The following is a 17,439-nucleotide window of genomic DNA, read 5'->3' on the forward strand; positions in this document are numbered from 1 at the left end:
ACTTCCTTGCCGAAACCAGTGAGCACATTGAAGACGCCCGGCGGGAAGCCGGCCGTAACGAACAGCTTCGCGAGTTCGAAGAGCGATGCCGACGTGTACTCGGACGGCTTCGCGATCACCGTATTGCCGGCGCACAGCGCGGGCGCGAGTTTCCACGCGGTCAGCAACAGCGACGAGTTCCAGGGCGTAATGGTCGCGACTACACCTAGCGGCTCGTAGCGGGTGTAGTTGAATACCTTGGGCTTGTCCATCGGGATCACGGCGCCCTGGATCTTGTCCGCGAGACCGCCGTAATAATAGAAATACTTCGCCATGTAGCGGACTTGTCCGCCGACCTCGCTGCGCAGCTTGCCGTTGTCGCGGCTTTCAACTTCGGTCAACACGTCGGCATGCTTCTCGATTAGCGCGCCGAGTTTGTGCAGCAGCAGGCCGCGGTCCGTGGCGGAGATACGGCCCCAAGGGCCTTCGAGTGCGGCCGACGCGGCCTCGACCGCGCGGCTCACGTCGGCTTCGCCCGCCCGCGGTATCTCGGCCCAAGGCTCGCCCGAGAACGGATCAAGCGAATCGAACCATATGCCCGATGCCGGGTCGACCCACTCGTTGTTAATAAACAGCTGATACCGTTGAACCATGCTTCTACTCCTGTGAATGCCATTTGATATGCCGCGGCCCAAGCGGACCATGACAAAAATTATGGCTATTCACAGGCGTTCACTACAAGCGATGAAAAGTACCGAGGTGATGCCAAATTGGAATCTTCACCGTTCTCCGGCCTCTCGGGCGAGGCTTCGTTCGATACATCCAGGCCATCGGAAAGCCGTCCGTAGGGAATGGACTACTCGCTACCGCCATGGCTTCGCGACGATGACGCCGAGACGGATAACCGCGGGTTATCAAAGGATGAAAACGATCGAATGGGCGGTACTTCTCGCGCAAGCCCAAATCGATTTATACCGGCTCAACCGATTGATAACGCAATCCCCTGCGTCAGACGCCGGTCCACGGACGTTTTGAAGACGTTAATACCACGACGACGAACTCACCGGGTGCGACTTCGATCGAAACGTCGTCGAGCACTCGCGTGGCAACGCCTGCGCGCTGCCACGGCCAGCGTCCCGCGCGTTGCGCGCATTCGACCGAGAGCCAGTCAACACCAAGGTGTCCGAGGGCGCGTGTCATGCAGCAGCCTCAAGCGCTTCGAGAAACGGCCAGGGGAAAATTCCCTGCGCATGACCGTCGCTGAAGCTGAGTTGCACGCCATACGCCATGGAATGAATGTCCACGACTGCGACGTCCTCGTCTGTCTGCACGAAACTCCCGGCGATGCGGATACGACGGCACGCGGCGCATGGACACGCACGGCGCAATGCCGCATGACTGACACACTGCACCCGCGCGCCCGGCCAGTGTAGCGTCAGGGTATGGGCGCGTGAATCGAGGTCGATGCGTTCAGGTACATTCATGCTGGAAGATCTTCGATCTGTTGCAGCGCGATGCGAATCGCCTTGCGTACTTCCGGATCAGGGTCCCCCTGGGCAGCTTGCAGCGCCGGCAGCAAACCACGGTCGCCAAGCTCGCCGAGCGCAAGCGCCGCCTCCTTGCGCAGATTGCTGATGGAATGCGACAGCAGCCGGCCAAGCGCCGCTCCCGCGCCCGGGTCACGCAACCGTCCGAGCGCTCGCGCGGACTTCAGCCTGACCTGCCAGTAAGGATCGTCGAGCGACGCGATCAACGCGTCGCGGGCTTGGCCAGCGCGCAGCTTGCCAAGCGTCGCGGCGGCTTCCTCACGCACCTGCCAGGCGTCGTCGCGCAACGCACTGAGCAACGCATCGACGATGGTTTCCGCAGGCCCCGAGCCCAGTCCCAAAGAACCCACTGCGGCCCGGCGCACGTCGGGATCGGCGTCCCCTGCGGCTACCTGGGCGAGCTGCGCGAGTGCGCGCTCGTCCTTGAGCCAGCCGGCGACGCCGACGGCCTCGAGACGCACCGACGCAAGCGGATGCGAGAGTGCTCGCAAAGCGGGGTTCAGGGCATCGGATAGCCGCAACTCACGCAATGCACGGAGTATCGCGGCCTGCACAAACGGGTCCGGATTGGCGACCCATTCGAGCAGCACGTGGCCAGAGGCCACTTCCTTGAGTTCCGAGAGGCTTTGAGCCGCCGTGAGGCGCACCGCCTCATCGAGGTCGAGAAGAGTCTGGCACAGCGCGTCGACAACCTCCGCTCTTTCCCAGGCCGCCAGCACACGCGCCGCCTCGCGGCGGACATCAGCCGAATCGTCATGGCGCAGCGCATGGACAATCGGCGGCAACAGGTTCTCATCCTCCATATCCGCGAGTTCAAGGAGCGCGATGCGGCGGACCACAGGGTCGGCATCGGACAGGCGCGGCAGCAGGACCGTTGCTTCGGGATCGAGTGCGTCGGGGTCGAAAGTCAGCGGAGAGAAAGCAGTCATGGGCCAAGTTTTCTTTTGAAGCATTGAACAATCGGGATTGCGTGGAACGCAAGATCAGGTCCCTTCGCGCAGCAGCGCAAGGCAACGGCGCTTGATGTCGACGAACTCGGCCGCGACCGTGCTCTCGTCATTGCGTGGACGGGCGAGCGGCACCACGATATCGGCGACGATTCGCGCGGGCCGGCGCGACAGCACGAGAATGCGATCGGCCAGGAACAACGCCTCGTCTATGTCGTGAGTCACGAACATCACCGTCGTGCGCATGCGCGCCCACACATCGAGCAACAGGCTCTGCATCATCCGGCGCGTCTGCGCGTCGAGTGCGCCAAACGGTTCGTCCATCAGGAGGATGTGCGGCCGGTTGATCAGCGCGCGCGCAATCTCCACCCGCTGCTGCATGCCACCCGACAGTTGCACCGGATAACGCGCTTCGAATCCCTGCAAGCCGACCAGTTCGAGCAGCGCACGCGCCTCGCGATGCCGCTCCTCCAGGCCGAGCCCACTCATCTTCAGTCCGAACGCAACGTTGTCGATCACCCGCTTCCACGGAAACAACGTGTGCTGCTGAAACACGAGACCACGGTTTCGATGCGGGCCAGCGACCCGTTCGCCATCGACCGCGATCTCGCCACGGGTTGCGGCCACATGTCCCGCGATAGCACCGAGCAAGGTCGACTTGCCGCAACCGGACGGTCCAAGCACGCAGACGAATTCGCCCGGCGCGATGGTGAAATCAAGGCGGTCGAGTGCCGTCAATCGTTCGCCCGACAGCCCTACGTCAACGCAAAGCGAACGCACGTCTACATGGCCCAGGGTCGCCTCGGTCAACATCTCGGTTAACGAGGTACTCATCGACGTGCCTCGCTCAGCCGGTACCACGGCATCAGCACCAGCCCGAGTCTCTTGACAAGCACACTGCTGCCCATGCCAAGCGCGCCGATCAGCAGCATGCCGACGACGATATCCGCATAGTTTTGCAAGGTGTACGACTCCCACGTGAAATAGCCGATCCCGTACTGTCCCGCGATCATCTCGGCCGTGATCAGGCAGAACCACGCAGTGCCCATGCCGATAGACAAACCAGTCAGGATGGCCGGAGCCGCGCCAGGCACAATCACTTCGCTGAATAGCGACAAGCGTCGCGTGCCAAGGCTTCGCGCGGTGGCGACCAGGCGCGGGTCGATACCTTCCACGCCGTGAATGGTATTGAGCAAAATGGGGAACAACGCGCCGATGAACGTGATGAACATCATGCTCATCTCCGACGATGGAAACATCAGGATCGCCAGCGGAATCCATGCTACGGCAGGAATGGGCCGCAGCACTTCCAGCGAGGGCAGCACCGAATCTTCGAACGCGCGATACCGGCCGATGGCCAAGCCAAATCCGACTCCCACCATAGCCGCCGCGCTGAATCCAACCAGCACCCGCACGATGCTGGCGAACAAGTGCATCGGCAGCTTGGGTGAATGCAACAGGTGCCAGAAGGCCTGCGCGACATCCGTCGGTGCGGGCACATTCGCCATTGTCACGAAGCCGAGCGAGATCTTGTATTGCGTCGCGATCTGCCACAGACCGAGGCAGGCGACAAGTGACGCGCAACGCCAGATCGAACGGCTGACAGGCGTGCGGTTCGACACCTCAGGCACCGCCGACGAACGCGCTCGGTCAAGCGCCGGCAAGTCGCGGCTTTCGGTGCTTTCGAACGAAGTGGCCATTATCGATTTCCTGTAGAACACGTCGGACCCGCTACGCGTCAGCGTGCGGCCACGGCCTGAGCCGCATCAGCGCGAACCGACGCATAGTCCGAGACTTGGCCGCTGACCTTTTTTGCGAAATCATCTGCACTGGCGCGCAGCAGGAAGGCTGCAATCTGCCCCTTGCCCGAGCGGACATACCAGGCTTGCCCGGCCAATAGCTTCAGCCCGCTCGCGTGATCCTGCACAAACACCGCGCGCACGGTTTTGCCTTCCTTCGTCAATGCTTCCTGCGCGCTGAAAGCTTCTTGCGGTTGCGCGTAACTGCGAACGGGGTCTTCACCTTCGACCCACACTTGCGCGACATCGTTGAAAGCGGTGATCCGCTTGCCCGTTTGCGCGTCATTGGCCGTCAACGGCTGCTTCGCGTAGTTCCTTAGCGCGGCGTCGTAGTCGAGGCCTGACTGCTTGAACGCCTCGCGGATAAAGTAGTCGTCAATAATGCTGCTCGCATCGAGTTCGACGTCGGTCTTTTTCAGCAGCTTGAGTGTGTCGATCGCGCTCGCCACTGCCTGGCGATACTCCGGCTTCCAGGTCAGGTCCCGGGTCTGCAAGCCGAGCGGCCCGTGATACAGGTAATCGACCGGTGCTTCAATGCCCGTCACTTTCTCGATCAACAGGCTGTACTTTTCCGGGTCCTGCGCCATCAGGCGATTTGCCTCGATGGTCGCGCGCAAATAGGCCACAACAATTTCCGGGTACTTCTTTGCGTAGTCCGCGTCGACGAGCGCGCCATGGAAGGTCGGTGCGTGGCTTTGTGAACCGTCATAGATCTTGGTCGCGAAGCCGCGGTACGGGAACAGGTCAGCGAACGGAACGAAGTCGGCGTGCGCGTCAATCTTGTGCGCCTTGAGCGCACTGCCCGCCACTTCCGGCGCTTGCGTGATGATGTTGACGTCGGTGTCCGGATCCCAGCCTTGCGCCTTGATCCCGCGCAGCAGCATGCTGTGCGCAGTCGATGCGAACGGCACGGAGATCGTCTTGCCCTTCAGGTCGGCAAGAGAATGAATCGGCGAACCGGTCGGGACAACAATGCCATTGCCGCTGCCCTCGGTGCTCCCGGACAAGACCGTGATGAACTCGCTCTTCTTGCCTGCTTTCTTGAATGCCGCCGCGTTGAGCGTGCCGGGAAAGTCCGCCATCGCGCCGAAATCGAGTTTGCCCGCCACCATTTCATTAGTCAGCGGCGCACCGGATGTGAAGTCCTTCCACTGGATGTCGTACTGGACGTCCTTGTATTTTCCATCGTGCGGAAGGAATTTATCGAGCAGATGCAGTTCCCGGATCATGAGGCCGCCGGTTGCGCAATTGATCGTGGTGTCCTGCGTGCCGATAGCCACGCGGATGGTTTCCGCCCGCGCGCTTAATGACGCCATGACGAACGTAAGCGCTATGGAAGCGCGAATCAGTTTCCGACAGTTCATTGCTCAACCCCGAGTAGAGAGTGGGTACGCCGCGATTCTGAACACCGCGTCAGCGCAGCAAATAAGGAATCTCGACCTTGACCGCACCGGTCGGGCAGTCCTGTTCGCACGGCATGCAGTACCAGCATTCATCGAACTTCATGTAGGCCTTGCCCTTGGAGACGTCAATAGCCAGCAGGTCGAGCGGACACACATCCACACAGACGGTGCAGCCCTTGTCAGCGATGCATTTGTCTTCATCGACGGTGACGGGCGCCGTGCTGCGCTGAAAAATTTCATGGGTCGTATAGGACATGGAGGCTCCGTTCAGGCAGATTCCGGCACGGCTGCATCCGTGGACACACGCTCGCCGATGCGCAACTTTTGATAGGCATTGCTTTCGTCGTTGTCGAGCGGAAGCACGTAGGGCTCGACCGGGCGTTTCACGCTCGTCATCCTGCCGAACTCATCCTTGTAGAGGTGCGTATGGCAGAACCACTCGCTGTCGTTACGCTGCGGATAATCCACCCGGTGGTGATAAAGCCCCCAGCGGCTTTCGGTCCTGAAGAGCGACGCACGTGCGGCCATTTCCGCACAATCGCGGATCGCCCGCACCTCTGCTGCGCGCATCAGTTCGTGCGGATTGTCAGCTTTCATCTCGCCGATATCCGCGCTGATCTCCTTGAACCGCTGCAGCCCGATCTCCATCTTTCGCGTGACCTTGGGTGGCTGCAGATAATCGTTCACCATGCGCCGCAGCTTGTATTCGACCTGCGCCGGCGCAAGCCCGGATTCGCGTTCGAACGGCGCATAGATGCGTTGACGTTCCGCTGCAACCTGTTCATCGTCTAGCGGCGACAACTCGCGGCCTGCGACATCGCCGGCCGCGTTCCATCCGGCGAACCAGCCGTAAGTGAACGCCCCGAGCATGTAGTTGTGCGGTACCGCGGCCATGTCGCCCGCTGCATATAAACCCGCCACCGTAGTCTCTGCGCGCTCGTTGACATACACGCCCGACGCGCTATGCCCACTGCAAAAGCCGATCTCCGAAATATGCATCTCGACCATCTGTTGCCGGTAATCGGTGCCCCGTCCTGCATGGAAACGCCCTCGACTCGGGCGCTCGTTGGTATGAAGGATGTCTTCGATCGTCTTGATCGTTTCCTCCGCCAGATGATCAAGCTTCAGGAACACCGGCCCATTGCCGCTTTGCAGTTCCTGATAGAACTCCCACATCATCTGGCCGCTCCAGTAATCACATTCAATGAAGCGCTCGCCTCGGCCGTTCGCCGTGAAGCCGCCAAGCGGTCCGGTCACGTACGCGCAAGCCGGACCGTTGTAGTCCTTGATAAGCGGGTTAATCTGGAAACACTCGAGGTTGGAAAGCGCAGCGCCAGCGTGATACGCCATGGCGTAGCCGTCACCTGCGTTGGTCGGGTTTTCGTAAGTACCCATCAGGTAGCCCGATGCCGGCAATCCCAGCCGGCCCGCCGCGCCACAACTCAGGATCACAGCCTTCGCACGGACGATATAAAAGTCGGCAGTGCGGCAGTCGAAGCCCATGACACCGCAGACACGTCCCGTTGCATCGGTCAGAAGCCGTGTCGCGACAATCCGGTTGGTGATGGCGACACGGGAGCGTTTCAACTGGCGATAAAGCACCTTCTTGATGCTGTGCCCTTCCGGCATGGGCAGCACATAAGAACCCATGTGATGCACCTTCTTGACCGCGTAGTCGCCGGTACTGTCCTTCTCGAATTTCACACCCCAGCGATCCAGCTCCTCGATCGTCTTGAAGCTATGCCGCGCATAGGCGTACACCGCCGACTGATCGACAATACCGTCGTTCGCGATGGTGATCTCACGCGTGTATTGCTCGGGCGTGGCGTGCCCGGGAACAATCGCGTTATTGAGTCCATCCATGCCCATGGAGATTGCGCCGCTGCGCTTGACGTTGGCCTTTTCCAGCAGCAGCACCCTGAGCGACGGATCGCGTTCCTTCGCTTTCACCGCGGCCATGGGTCCCGCCGTTCCGCCGCCCACCACCACGACGTCATATTCGAGAACATGTGTATTCATCGCGCTTTCCTCGCATTCCTGCGTTTCTTTTCCCGGTCGATACGCATCCGGTACTGGAATGCATCGCCCCGAAAATAAAGGTATTCATAGTCGATAGGCGTCCCGTCCGCGCAGTGGGTGAGGCGTTCGATCCTCAGCACCGGACTGCCCTCCTCTACTTGCAGCGCGGCGCCGATTTCGTCGTCGGCGAGAATCGCGTCGATCGATACGTCGGCGTGGCCGAGCGCAAGTCCGCAGTCGTTCTCAAGGATCAGGAAGATGTCGCGAGTCACGAGGTCGGCATTCGACAGGCGCTTTTCAAGCGCCTCGGGAACGTAGGTGATTTCCAGCGAAACGGGCGCCCGGTTGAGCAGCCGGACTCGATGGATTTCAACCACCCCCGAGCCCTCGGCAATGTTCAGACGGCTCGCGACGTGGCGGTCCGCCTTGACTACCTTGAACGTGCGCAACTGGTTGACGATTTCATATCCCATCGATGACATCGCCTCTGCAAAACCTTGTAACGACGTCACGTTTTGAAAGGCTTTCGGCTTGGAAACGAAAGTCCCCTTGCCATGAATCTTGAACAGCAAACCCTCTTTCTGCAGATCGCCAAGCGCTTGGCGAACCGTGATGCGGCTGACCTCGAACATTGCGCAGAGCTCGTGCTCGGACGGCATCTGCCCATGCGGCGGATACGTCCCGTCAAGGATGCGGGCGCGCAGCGTTTCCTTTAACCGGGCGTATAGCGGGGCTGCTGACAGCGGCAGCAGAGTGGCAGTGGGAGCGGTCATTTCAGCTTGTTATGACAAGATGAAATGGAGTCTAAACACACTGATAAATCCGACCAACGAAGATTTTCTGATATCGATCAAAGAAGAGTCGCTGATTTTCAGCAGAGCTTCAGCACAACGGTTGCGACGGCAGCGTCACAGGAACCGCGCGGCCCACCCGGAGCGCATGTATACATTCCATACTCAGCACTCGTAAGAACGAGGGGTGTCGCTTCCAGCCCGATCACCCCGCCATGGATCCGCCCGTGCAAATGGATGATCCCGTGGCACGCTTCGCCCCCGGCGGCGGCGCTTGCCCAGCGAAGCTCTGCTCGTTTCCACGGCCCTGCCCTTCACGTCTTCCACCGCGCGCTCAACAAAGTTATTTCGGTTTACGGTTCCCTATAAAATGCCAGCAAATCCGATTGATTTGGAGACCTCCCATGATCAGATGGCTGCTGGCGATTGCCGTCGTGTTGGTCGGCGTTGGCGCAGCGACTCCAGCTCGCGCAGACGTGGATTCAGACAAGGCCGCCATCACGGAACGGTTGCAGCGTTGGACGGTGGCGTTTAACGCTCGCGATGCTGCAGGAGTCTGTGACCTGTTCGCCCCTGATCTGGTTTCGACCGTTCCTGAATCGCTCGATGGTAGCCGCGACGCGCTCTGCGGGAAGCTCAGTGCGGTGTTGGCGAAACCTGGGTTGCAGCTCCATTACGACAGTCCCGATCTTCGTGAGATCATCGTTTCCGGAGATATCGCCGTAGTCCGGCTGTTCTGGACGCTTACTGCGCAGAAGGGTGGCGAGTCGAGCGTGAGTACTGAAGCGGGGATGGACATTTTCAAGCGCCAGCCCGATGGCAAGTGGTCCATTGCCCGGTTCATCTCGTTCAGCGCTACGCCGAACAAAGTGCTTCAGTAAGCGACCGATTGCTGCGGCGAAGGTCTTGTCCTCCAGCAATCAACGTTCGTGAGCAGCGAAGGTACGATGACGATAATAGGTAAGCTCGTATCCCTGGTAAGCCGTCGGACCCTGCGGGCGGAAGGTCATGTCTTCGCCATCACGCCCGAGCGCATCGGGATTGCGGAAGGGATACACGCTGCCCTTGCGATGGCGCCAATGCTCTGTGCCGCGGCGATTCTCGGCCATTCTGATATCGCTTTCGGAGCTGTCGCGGCATTCTGGAACTGTCTTTGCGATCCGCAAGGGTCCAGGACACAGCGCCTGAAGGCGATGGCCATCTTCACGGCCATGGGCGTTGTCGTCATGCCGCTGGCGTCCTATGCCGCGCATTGGGGCTATGCAGTCAGCATAGTCACCCTGTTTATCCTGGTCTTCCTTTGTGGACTGACACGGTCCTACAAGCCCTCGCTCGGGCCCATGCCGGCGCAGGCGGGGTTGATTGCCTCGCTCGCGGTCGTGATCGGCATTGCGTCGCCCGAGCCGCTTGCCGCCGCACTCGCACATGGTGGCTATTTTCTGCTCGGGTCAGCCTGGACCATGCTGTTTTGCATCTTCCTCTGGCCCATCCCGTTCCCACAGTCCGCGGGCTTCACGCTTGCGACGATCTTTGGCAGGCTCGAGGACATGGCCGGTTTTTTGGAGTCGCTGGATTCGCGGCCTGGAATAAATGTGCAGGGCTGGACCGAGTTCGATACCGTTTATCGCCGCGGGGTGCGCATGTCGATAGAGCGCGGCCGCGCATTGGCGGCGCATGATGTTCGCAACGGCCCCGATCTCGGCCCGGGCGTCGATGCCGCAGGCAGGGTGTTTTCCACGCTGATCGCCATCGGTCATGCCCGACGCAATGCGGCGATTACGGTCGACGATGGATCGCGGCAATTGCTCCAGAGCCTGCGACAGTTGCTGCAAAGCGTGGCCGCGCAGGCACAGCGGGAACTGCCCATTCCCGATGCGCTGATAGCGCATGCACACGCCTTGTTGCGACAGACGGCTGAACGGACGGACCAGACGGCAAGCGCCGTTGCCTTTGCGGCAAGGGCCATCGCTCGCCTCGCGGACGGGCGACACGCGCTCGCAATCGACCCCGAGACGCCCGCGCCTGCCGCCGCTCCCGCGGTCAAGATTGAAAAGCTGGTCTGGGTCCATGCGCTGAGGGTGGCTGTCGCATCGGTGCTCGCTTTCATGATCGGCACATCGCTGAGTGTCACGTTTGCATACTGGGGCGCGATTGCTGCAATCGTCGTGACCCAACCGGTTTCCGCCAATACATGGTTGCGCGTGCTGGAGCGCGCATGCGGCAGCCTCATCGGCGGAACGATCGCCGCTGTTCTTCTGACGAGTCTGTCCGGTCCGGTTGCGGTGACATTGGCAATCTTGCCGCTTGCCGCAGTGACCGTCGCATTGAGGTTGGTGAACTACGGCCTGTTCGTTGTCTTCCTGACGCCGATGTTCATGCTGATGTCGGATTTCATCCATCCGGCGGAGGGATTGATTGTCGCTCGTCTTACCAATGAATTCGTCGGTGCCGGCGTAGGCGTGGCGGCGAGCTTTCTTTTCTGGCCGCCGAAGGAGAGTAACGCGCTGAATGCCGTGATCTCAGCCGCGATTTCGACCAACATGGCATTCGCGTCCGCCGTCCTTCGGATGGGTGGAGGATCGACCGCCACCCTCGATCGGCTCCAACGCGAAGCCGGTCTGGCCAGCTCGCGGCTTGAAGTTGCGAGAGAACGTATGCTCCTGGAGGGCCAGCGGCGATCTGCACGGCTCGAACAACTGCGGAACTTGACCGTCGCGGTGCGGGTGGTCTGCGGCGCCGCCGCGGTGATCGAAGTCCTTCGGAGCGGAGAACCGGACGCACATGACCGGGAGCGGGCCAATCGCTACGATGGGACGACCGCCAAACTGCTGGAAGCCCTGACGTCGAGGAAAACGATGCAACCGATTCAGTCTTTTGAAACGCCGGCAGATGACCTCGAACAGGCAACCCAGCATCTCGTGACCGCATTTGATAGTTACGTGGGATCCGTATACGAACGCAAGCGAGCCCCTGTTTGACCACGACCTTGCGTCGGAGAATTCCTGCGTCTTCATGACCGTATTCTTGCAAGCGAAATGACGGCAAGTCCACGCTCGTTAGCATAGTCGCAGTGGCACATGCTCCCATTTCCACCTGACAATTCTGGCCGCATCATCACTGAGGCACGCCGGCACAGATGGTCGCTCGGGTATCCAACTTGCGGTTGTGCTGGAGGATGAATGGCATCATCGCATCCAGCCATGACGCGAAACCCTAACGCGCTGCAGCCGCCACATTGGCCCGTGCCTTATGCAATTTTTTGTAACTGTCGATCAAGCGATCGTGTCTTTCCAGACCCTCCAGTTTCATACTGGTTGCCGTTAAACCATAGAACCGCACGCTGCCGTCCACCGACCCCATTGCCGCGTCCATCCGAGCGTCGCCGAACATGCGACGGAAGTTGACCGCGTAGTCGTCCAGTTCCAGGTCGTCATCGAGCAGCACCTCCAGCACCACATTCAAGGCCTGGTAAAACAATCCGCGTTCGACCGTGTTGTCGTTGTACTGCAGGAAGGCTCCCACCAGCTCTTGTGCCTCCTCAAATTGCTTCAAAGCGAGATGAATCTGCAGCTTCAACTCGAGAACGGTGAGCTGCCCCCAGTCCGTATTCTCATCAAACTCGATACCGATCAAAGTGGCAATATCGGAGTGCTCATCGAGTTCATTGTTATCCAGCCGCTCAAGCAATGCTGCCAGGCCGGCATTGTCCAGGCGATGCAAGTTCAAAATATCGGCGCGGAACAACAGCGCCTTGTTTGTGTTGTCCCAGATCAAATCCTCTACCGGGTAAACTTCCGAATACCCGGGCACCAAAATCCGGCAGGCCACGGCGCCCAGCTGGTCATACACCGCCATGTACACCTCTTTGCCCATGTCTTCGAGAATTCCGAACAATGTTGCGGCTTCCTCGGCATTGGAGTTTTCGCCCTGGCCAGAAAAATCCCACTCAACAAACTCGACATTCGCTTTGGCGCTGAAAAAACGCCACGACACAATTCCGCTGGAATCGATGAAGTGTTCGACAAAGTTATTGGGTTCAGTCACGGCTTCACTGGCAAAGGTGGGCCGAGGTAAATCGTTCAGGCCTTCAAAGCTGCGCCCCTGTAGCAACTCGGTAAGACTCCGTTCCAGCGCCACCTCGAAGCTTGGATGCGCGCCGAACGAGGCAAAGACGCCGCCTGTGCGCGGGTTCATCAATGTGACGCACATCACCGGGTAGGTCCCACCCAGCGACGCATCCTTTACCAGCACGGGAAAGCCCTGCTCTTCCAACCCCTGAATCCCGGCCAGAATGCCAGGGTACTTAGCCAGTACTTCTTGCGGCACATCGGGCAATGCGATTTCACCTTCGAGAATTTCACGCTTTACCGCCCGTTCGAAAATTTCGGACAGACATTGCACCTGCGCTTCGGCCAGCGTATTACCGGCACTCATGCCGTTGCTGACGTACAGGTTCTCGATCAGGTTGGACGGAAAATACACCACTTCGCCGTCCGACTGCCGCACAAACGGCAGCGAACAGATACCACGCTGCACATTGCCGGAGTTGGTGTCGACCAGATGCGAGCCACGCAACTCGCCATCGGGGTTATAAATTTCCAGGCAGTACGCATCCAGAATTTCAGCCGGCAGTGCATCCTTACGGCCAGGCTTGAACCAGCGCTCGTTCGGGTAATGTACAAACGCCGCATTGGCGATGTCTTCGCCCCAGAACGCACCGCCATAGAAGTGGTTGCAATTCAGGCGCTCGATAAACTCTCCCAACGCCGACGCCAAGGCGCTTTCCTTGGTCGCCCCTTTGCCATTGGTAAAACACATCGGCGAGTGCGCATCGCGGATATGCAGCGACCACACATTGGGAACAAGATTGCGCCACGAAGCGATTTCAATCTTCATGCCCAAGTCCGCCAACTTGCCCGACATATTGGCGATGGTTTGCTCCAGCGGCAGATCCTTGCCCGCAATATAGGTGCTGCCGTCGGAAGCCGGCTTCAACATCAGCAAGGACTGAGCATCGGCATCCAGGTTCTCCACCTCTTCGATGACAAACTCAGGTCCGGCTTGCACCACTTTCTTCACCGTACAACGGTCGATGGAGCGCAGAATACCTTGGCGGTCTTTGGCAGAAATATCCGCCGGCAACTCAACCTGAATCTTGAAAATCTGTTGGTACCGGTTTTCCGGATCAACAATATTATTCTGTGACAGGCGGATATTTTCGGTAGGAATGTTGCGCGTTACGCAGTACAACTTTACAAAGTAAGCTGCACACAAGGCCGATGAGGCCAGAAAATAATCGAAGGGGCCAGGCGCCGAGCCATCGCCCTTGTAACGGACAGGCTGGTCGGACACTACCGTGAAGTCATCGAACTTGGCTTCAAGACGTAGCTTATCGAGAAAGTTGACCTTAATTTCCATGGGGGAATCCTAAAAATAGCGCTCAAAATGTTGTGGCCGCTATTATCCGTCGCCAAGTGCAGTTGCACCAAACTGAAACGCCACGAGTTCCTCCCACATTCTCCAGAATGCGAGAACCACCAAGCGACAATCCAAAGAATTAAAGCCCTGTAAAAAACAGGGCTTTAATGGTCGATCAGCTAGCAAATAATGTTTTTCGACAAAGATTCTACTCTCATTCGATTGTCGATCCGGTAGCTGCAGCCTTGATAGGCGTTTCCCGTTCAGCGTCAATGGCCTCAGGGCCGCTAGATTGGCCCCACTTTTATCCATGGTCACGGTCTCATCGCCCGTACGCCTGGAGAACGATGCTTGCCGCCATCGAATGCGTGTCGCTCATGCGTGTCCTTCCCATGGCACCGGCACGCGCTGGAGATATCGCAATCCCCATTCGAACAGGCCCGCGATCAACGCAATACGATACGTCACGCGGACGTCTCGACGGTGACTGCGGTTCGTGAAAAAGCCGAACAAAATCAGACGGTCCGTTTTAACTAACTGCGGCACCGGACAGCACCTCGGCTATCTGAGCTACAGCGTCATGCGAGCGAGCGCGCGCGCCTTGTCGCCGCGTGGCGTGACGAAAGCCAGCGCCGCCGCGACGATGAACAGCGCGGGCACATCGCCGAATAAATGGCCGAAATGGCGCGCCCCGTCCATCTCGACGCCGAAGGACTGCACGGCCATGATCACGCCGTGCACGACGCTCGACCACACCGTGAACCAAATCAGGCTCAGATGTTTCATCGGATCGCGCGACGCGATCAGCAGGAACACGCCGAGCGTCGCGTAGATACCGACGATCATCAGCGGGTAATCGGAATGGCCGCTGTGCCACGTCCAACCGGAAGGCCACAGGATCATCAGCGGCCAGATCGCGAACACGGCGATCAGACCCACGCCGATCAAAACGATGCGCAAGGCGGCGAGTCGTTGGGTGTCGTTCATGGCGGCCTCCTGAGCGCGGCGTGTTTTCCCCATCATCTTGGTCGATGTATAAGCGAATGTGAATGAACACAATAATAAACTTTAACTATTCATTATTCGACCACGACGCCTAGGATGGCCTCGCTGCCAATTGTCCTTCGCGGTTGAGTCATCGGGCAAGGCAGAAAGGTGAGTGGAGACAGATACCTAACTTAACTGGCATGGGAAGGTTGACCGACGCAGCGGCGCCCTGCCGCAGCATCGCAATCCCGGCTCACGCAGCGCTTACTCGCTTGCGTCGTACCGTCCCATATAAAAGAAGAAAATAAATGAAAAAAACCATAGTGGCAACGGCAGTTCTTGGGACCTTCACACTGACCGCCCATGCGCAAAGTAGCGTGACGCTTTACGGATTGATCGACGCCGGCATCAGCTACGTAAGCCATGCACGCGCCGGCACGGGGAGTGACAGCCTCGTCAAATATGACGACGGTGTCGCTCAAGGCAGCCGTTGGGGCCTGCGCGGCAGCGAAGACCTCGGCGGCGGCTTGAAAGCACTGTTCGTGCTCGAAAACGGTTTTAACAGCGGCAACGGCACGCTGGGTCAAGGTGGGGCCCTCTTCGGTCGTCAGGCGTATGTCGGTCTTTCCAAAGATGCCTTCGGCTCGTTGACCTTCGGTCGGCAGTATTCGTTTTCGACCGATTACCTCGGTGGCAATTACTCGACCGGCGGCCAGACCGTGGCGGGTAACTACGCTTACCACATCAACGACGTCGACCAGCTCACGTCAAGCCGCATCAATAACTCGGTGAAGTTCAGCAGCGCCAATTTTTCGGGCCTCACGTTCGGCGCGTTGTACGGCTTCTCGAACCAGGCTGGCGCATTTGCCGGCGCACCGGCAAGCGGCACAACTGCGGCACCTGTTGCGGGTTCGTCGCGCTCGTACAGCCTGGGTGTGAACTACGCGAACGGTCCGTTCGGTATCGGCGCGGCTTACACGGACATCCGTTACCCGAGCCAGGTGGCCCCCGCCTTCTCGACGACCATCGCAAACGTGTCGACAGGAAATGTGCGCGATCTGCGCACCGTCGGCGTCGGCAGCCGTTACGCGATCGGCCCGGCTACGTTGTGGGCCCTGTATACGAATACGCGCTTCGAACCCCTGACAGGTGCGGCAACGACGTTCGCTGCGTACGAGGCGGGCGCGAAATACGCGTTTACACCAGCGCTGACAGCAGGCGCCGGCTATACCTACATGCATCTGAGTAATGCGAACACAGGTCACTGGAACCAGGGGGACCTGAGCGTCGACTATGCACTGAGCAAGCGCACCGACATATATGCCCTGGGCATCTACCAGATCGCAGCCGGCCATAACGGTACGCAGGATGTGCAAGCGCAGATTGGCTCAAGTACAAGCTTCTTCGGGCCTTCGGGTTCGGGGGCGGATAGTCAACTGGCATTCCGGGTCGGCATACGCCACCGTTTCTGATCAGGAGGTTGGCCGCGGCAGCGGCCTTTTCCGGCGCCTGTCCGCCTGATCGACATAGGCCCGAAAAGTACCGCCCTTCTTAACGGGGCGGTATTTGGCATTCGCTCACTGACATGCAAGCAGGCCCTCGTAGAGCGCGCCGAACTTCGGGTCGGATGAGCGATTCGTATCTCTGGAAACCCGCATCCAGATATCACTCACTGCCTTTGTCGCGCCGGCCGCCGCAATTGCCCCTTATCAAACGTGACACAGCCGGTCAGAAAAGTCCGTCGGGTGACTGCATCTATGCATGGCTGAAATCTTGATCTTCGACACATCGCAACATGAAAGCTTGGCAACGCCGAGGGCGTCCATGCATGACAGTACCGCGGGTTATTTACTTACCGTCTGCGCGCGCGGGTCTTTACGCTGGGTGTCGCTTTGAAATGCTGCGCATAGCGGCGGGAGCGCCCTGCATGAAACGGGTAATCGCAGCTTCGATGATTCCGTCAAGGTCATCCGGAACTGGCATGTCGTACACCCAACGGCGCACGGCCAGATAGAACAGTTCACCGTGCAGGCCCCAGGCCACTTCCATCTCTTCCGCAGAAGGAGCGGATTTTCGCGCCCTCGGACCCTCTGCCAATAACCGCAACTCGATGGCCAAGGGCGCAATGACCTTTGCCTGAATTAGCGCCAGATAACGCTGGCTGATGCCGACTCCCTTTAGGCCAGCAAACACGAAGATCCTTACCCAGTCATAGCGGAAGATGGCGTGGAGATAGGCTTTGTAGAAATCCGTCAGGCGCGCTTCCAGTGGTCGCTTTGGCTGACGCAGCAGGCTCTCCCATTCTGGCTGCCAACGGCTGAGATAAACCTCCTGGTACACGCGGTCAATCAGCGCCTCCTTGGTCGGAAAGTACCGGAAAAGGTTCTGGTGCGTTATGCCAAGTCGCTGCGCGAGTTCCCGCAGTCCTCCGTCGAATCCCACTTCGGCGAAGAAGCTCACGGCGCCCTCGATAATTTCCCGTTCGCGCTCCTCAGGCGCAAGGCGTCGCCGCCGTAGTGGCGCGGCGGCCGTTGACGGAATGCGAGCAG

At 59.3% G+C, this 17,439-nt stretch carries 16 protein-coding genes; 3 read left to right on the forward strand and 13 right to left on the reverse strand.

Going from position 1 to position 17,439, the window contains the following annotated elements; translation table 11 throughout:
* From JWR14_RS29915 to JWR14_RS29960, 10 genes are all read right to left on the reverse strand, one after another.
* Window positions 1–632 (reverse strand): aldehyde dehydrogenase family protein (locus tag JWR14_RS29915; RefSeq protein ID WP_299716504.1); only part of this gene is annotated, 632 nt, incomplete at its 3' end.
* Window positions 633–987: 355 nt separating this feature from the next.
* Window positions 988–1,179, reverse strand: a complete 192-nt coding sequence (locus JWR14_RS29920) for a hypothetical protein (protein ID WP_299716507.1) — start codon at window positions 1,177–1,179, stop codon at window positions 988–990.
* A complete protein-coding gene (locus JWR14_RS29925; protein WP_299716510.1) occupies window positions 1,176–1,463 on the reverse strand; it encodes a DUF971 domain-containing protein in 288 nt (95 codons plus the stop codon). The genes JWR14_RS29920 and JWR14_RS29925 overlap by 4 nt, the downstream gene beginning before the upstream one ends.
* Window positions 1,460–2,455: a HEAT repeat domain-containing protein gene (locus tag JWR14_RS29930; protein ID WP_299716513.1), complete on the reverse strand. Its 996-nt coding sequence runs from the start codon at window positions 2,453–2,455 to the stop codon at window positions 1,460–1,462. The genes JWR14_RS29925 and JWR14_RS29930 overlap by 4 nt, the downstream gene beginning before the upstream one ends.
* A gap of 54 nt (window positions 2,456–2,509) precedes the next feature.
* Window positions 2,510–3,307: an ABC transporter ATP-binding protein gene (locus JWR14_RS29935; RefSeq protein ID WP_299716516.1), complete on the reverse strand. Its 798-nt coding sequence runs from the start codon at window positions 3,305–3,307 to the stop codon at window positions 2,510–2,512.
* Window positions 3,304–4,173 (reverse strand): ABC transporter permease, encoded by an 870-nt coding sequence (locus JWR14_RS29940; protein ID WP_299716519.1) that lies wholly within the window; start codon window positions 4,171–4,173, stop codon window positions 3,304–3,306. The genes JWR14_RS29935 and JWR14_RS29940 overlap by 4 nt, the downstream gene beginning before the upstream one ends.
* A 38-nt stretch (window positions 4,174–4,211) precedes the next feature.
* Window positions 4,212–5,636, reverse strand: a complete 1,425-nt coding sequence (locus JWR14_RS29945) for an ABC transporter substrate-binding protein (protein ID WP_299716522.1) — start codon at window positions 5,634–5,636, stop codon at window positions 4,212–4,214.
* A gap of 49 nt (window positions 5,637–5,685) precedes the next feature.
* Window positions 5,686–5,931 carry a ferredoxin family protein gene (locus tag JWR14_RS29950; protein WP_299716525.1) on the reverse strand — a complete coding sequence of 82 codons (246 nt, stop codon included), beginning with the start codon at window positions 5,929–5,931 and terminating at the stop codon, window positions 5,686–5,688.
* Between the two features lie 11 nt (window positions 5,932–5,942).
* Window positions 5,943–7,694, reverse strand: coding sequence for a fumarate reductase/succinate dehydrogenase flavoprotein subunit (locus JWR14_RS29955; RefSeq protein ID WP_299716528.1), 1,752 nt, complete (start codon window positions 7,692–7,694; stop codon window positions 5,943–5,945).
* Window positions 7,691–8,467 carry a GntR family transcriptional regulator gene (locus JWR14_RS29960; RefSeq protein WP_299716531.1) on the reverse strand — a complete coding sequence of 259 codons (777 nt, stop codon included), beginning with the start codon at window positions 8,465–8,467 and terminating at the stop codon, window positions 7,691–7,693. Before JWR14_RS29960 ends, JWR14_RS29955 begins: the two co-directional genes overlap by 4 nt.
* A gap of 422 nt (window positions 8,468–8,889) precedes the next feature.
* Here JWR14_RS29960 and JWR14_RS29965 point away from each other — a divergent pair, with 422 nt between their 5' ends.
* On the forward strand, window positions 8,890–9,366 hold the full coding sequence (locus JWR14_RS29965) for a nuclear transport factor 2 family protein (RefSeq protein ID WP_299716534.1): 477 nt from the start codon (window positions 8,890–8,892) through the stop codon (window positions 9,364–9,366).
* A gap of 66 nt (window positions 9,367–9,432) precedes the next feature.
* Window positions 9,433–11,463, forward strand: a complete 2,031-nt coding sequence (locus tag JWR14_RS29970) for an FUSC family protein (RefSeq protein ID WP_299716537.1) — start codon at window positions 9,433–9,435, stop codon at window positions 11,461–11,463.
* A 235-nt stretch (window positions 11,464–11,698) separates the two neighbouring features.
* Here the strand turns inward: JWR14_RS29970 and JWR14_RS29975 are convergent, their stop codons facing one another.
* Window positions 11,699–13,903, reverse strand: a complete 2,205-nt coding sequence (locus tag JWR14_RS29975; protein WP_299716540.1) for an OsmC domain/YcaO domain-containing protein — start codon at window positions 13,901–13,903, stop codon at window positions 11,699–11,701.
* A 570-nt stretch (window positions 13,904–14,473) separates the two neighbouring features.
* On the reverse strand, window positions 14,474–14,890 hold the full coding sequence (locus tag JWR14_RS29980; protein ID WP_277041544.1) for a DUF6632 domain-containing protein: 417 nt from the start codon (window positions 14,888–14,890) through the stop codon (window positions 14,474–14,476).
* Between the two features lie 308 nt (window positions 14,891–15,198).
* Here JWR14_RS29980 and JWR14_RS29985 point away from each other — a divergent pair, with 308 nt between their 5' ends.
* On the forward strand, window positions 15,199–16,362 hold the full coding sequence (locus JWR14_RS29985; protein ID WP_299716546.1) for a porin: 1,164 nt from the start codon (window positions 15,199–15,201) through the stop codon (window positions 16,360–16,362).
* 403 nt (window positions 16,363–16,765) lie between these two features.
* Here JWR14_RS29985 and JWR14_RS29990 read toward each other — a convergent pair.
* Window positions 16,766–17,439 (reverse strand): TetR/AcrR family transcriptional regulator (locus JWR14_RS29990; RefSeq protein WP_299716550.1); only part of this gene is annotated, 674 nt, incomplete at its 5' end.

Source organism: Caballeronia sp. (assembly GCF_028292365.1).
Taxonomy (GTDB): domain Bacteria; phylum Pseudomonadota; class Gammaproteobacteria; order Burkholderiales; family Burkholderiaceae; genus Caballeronia.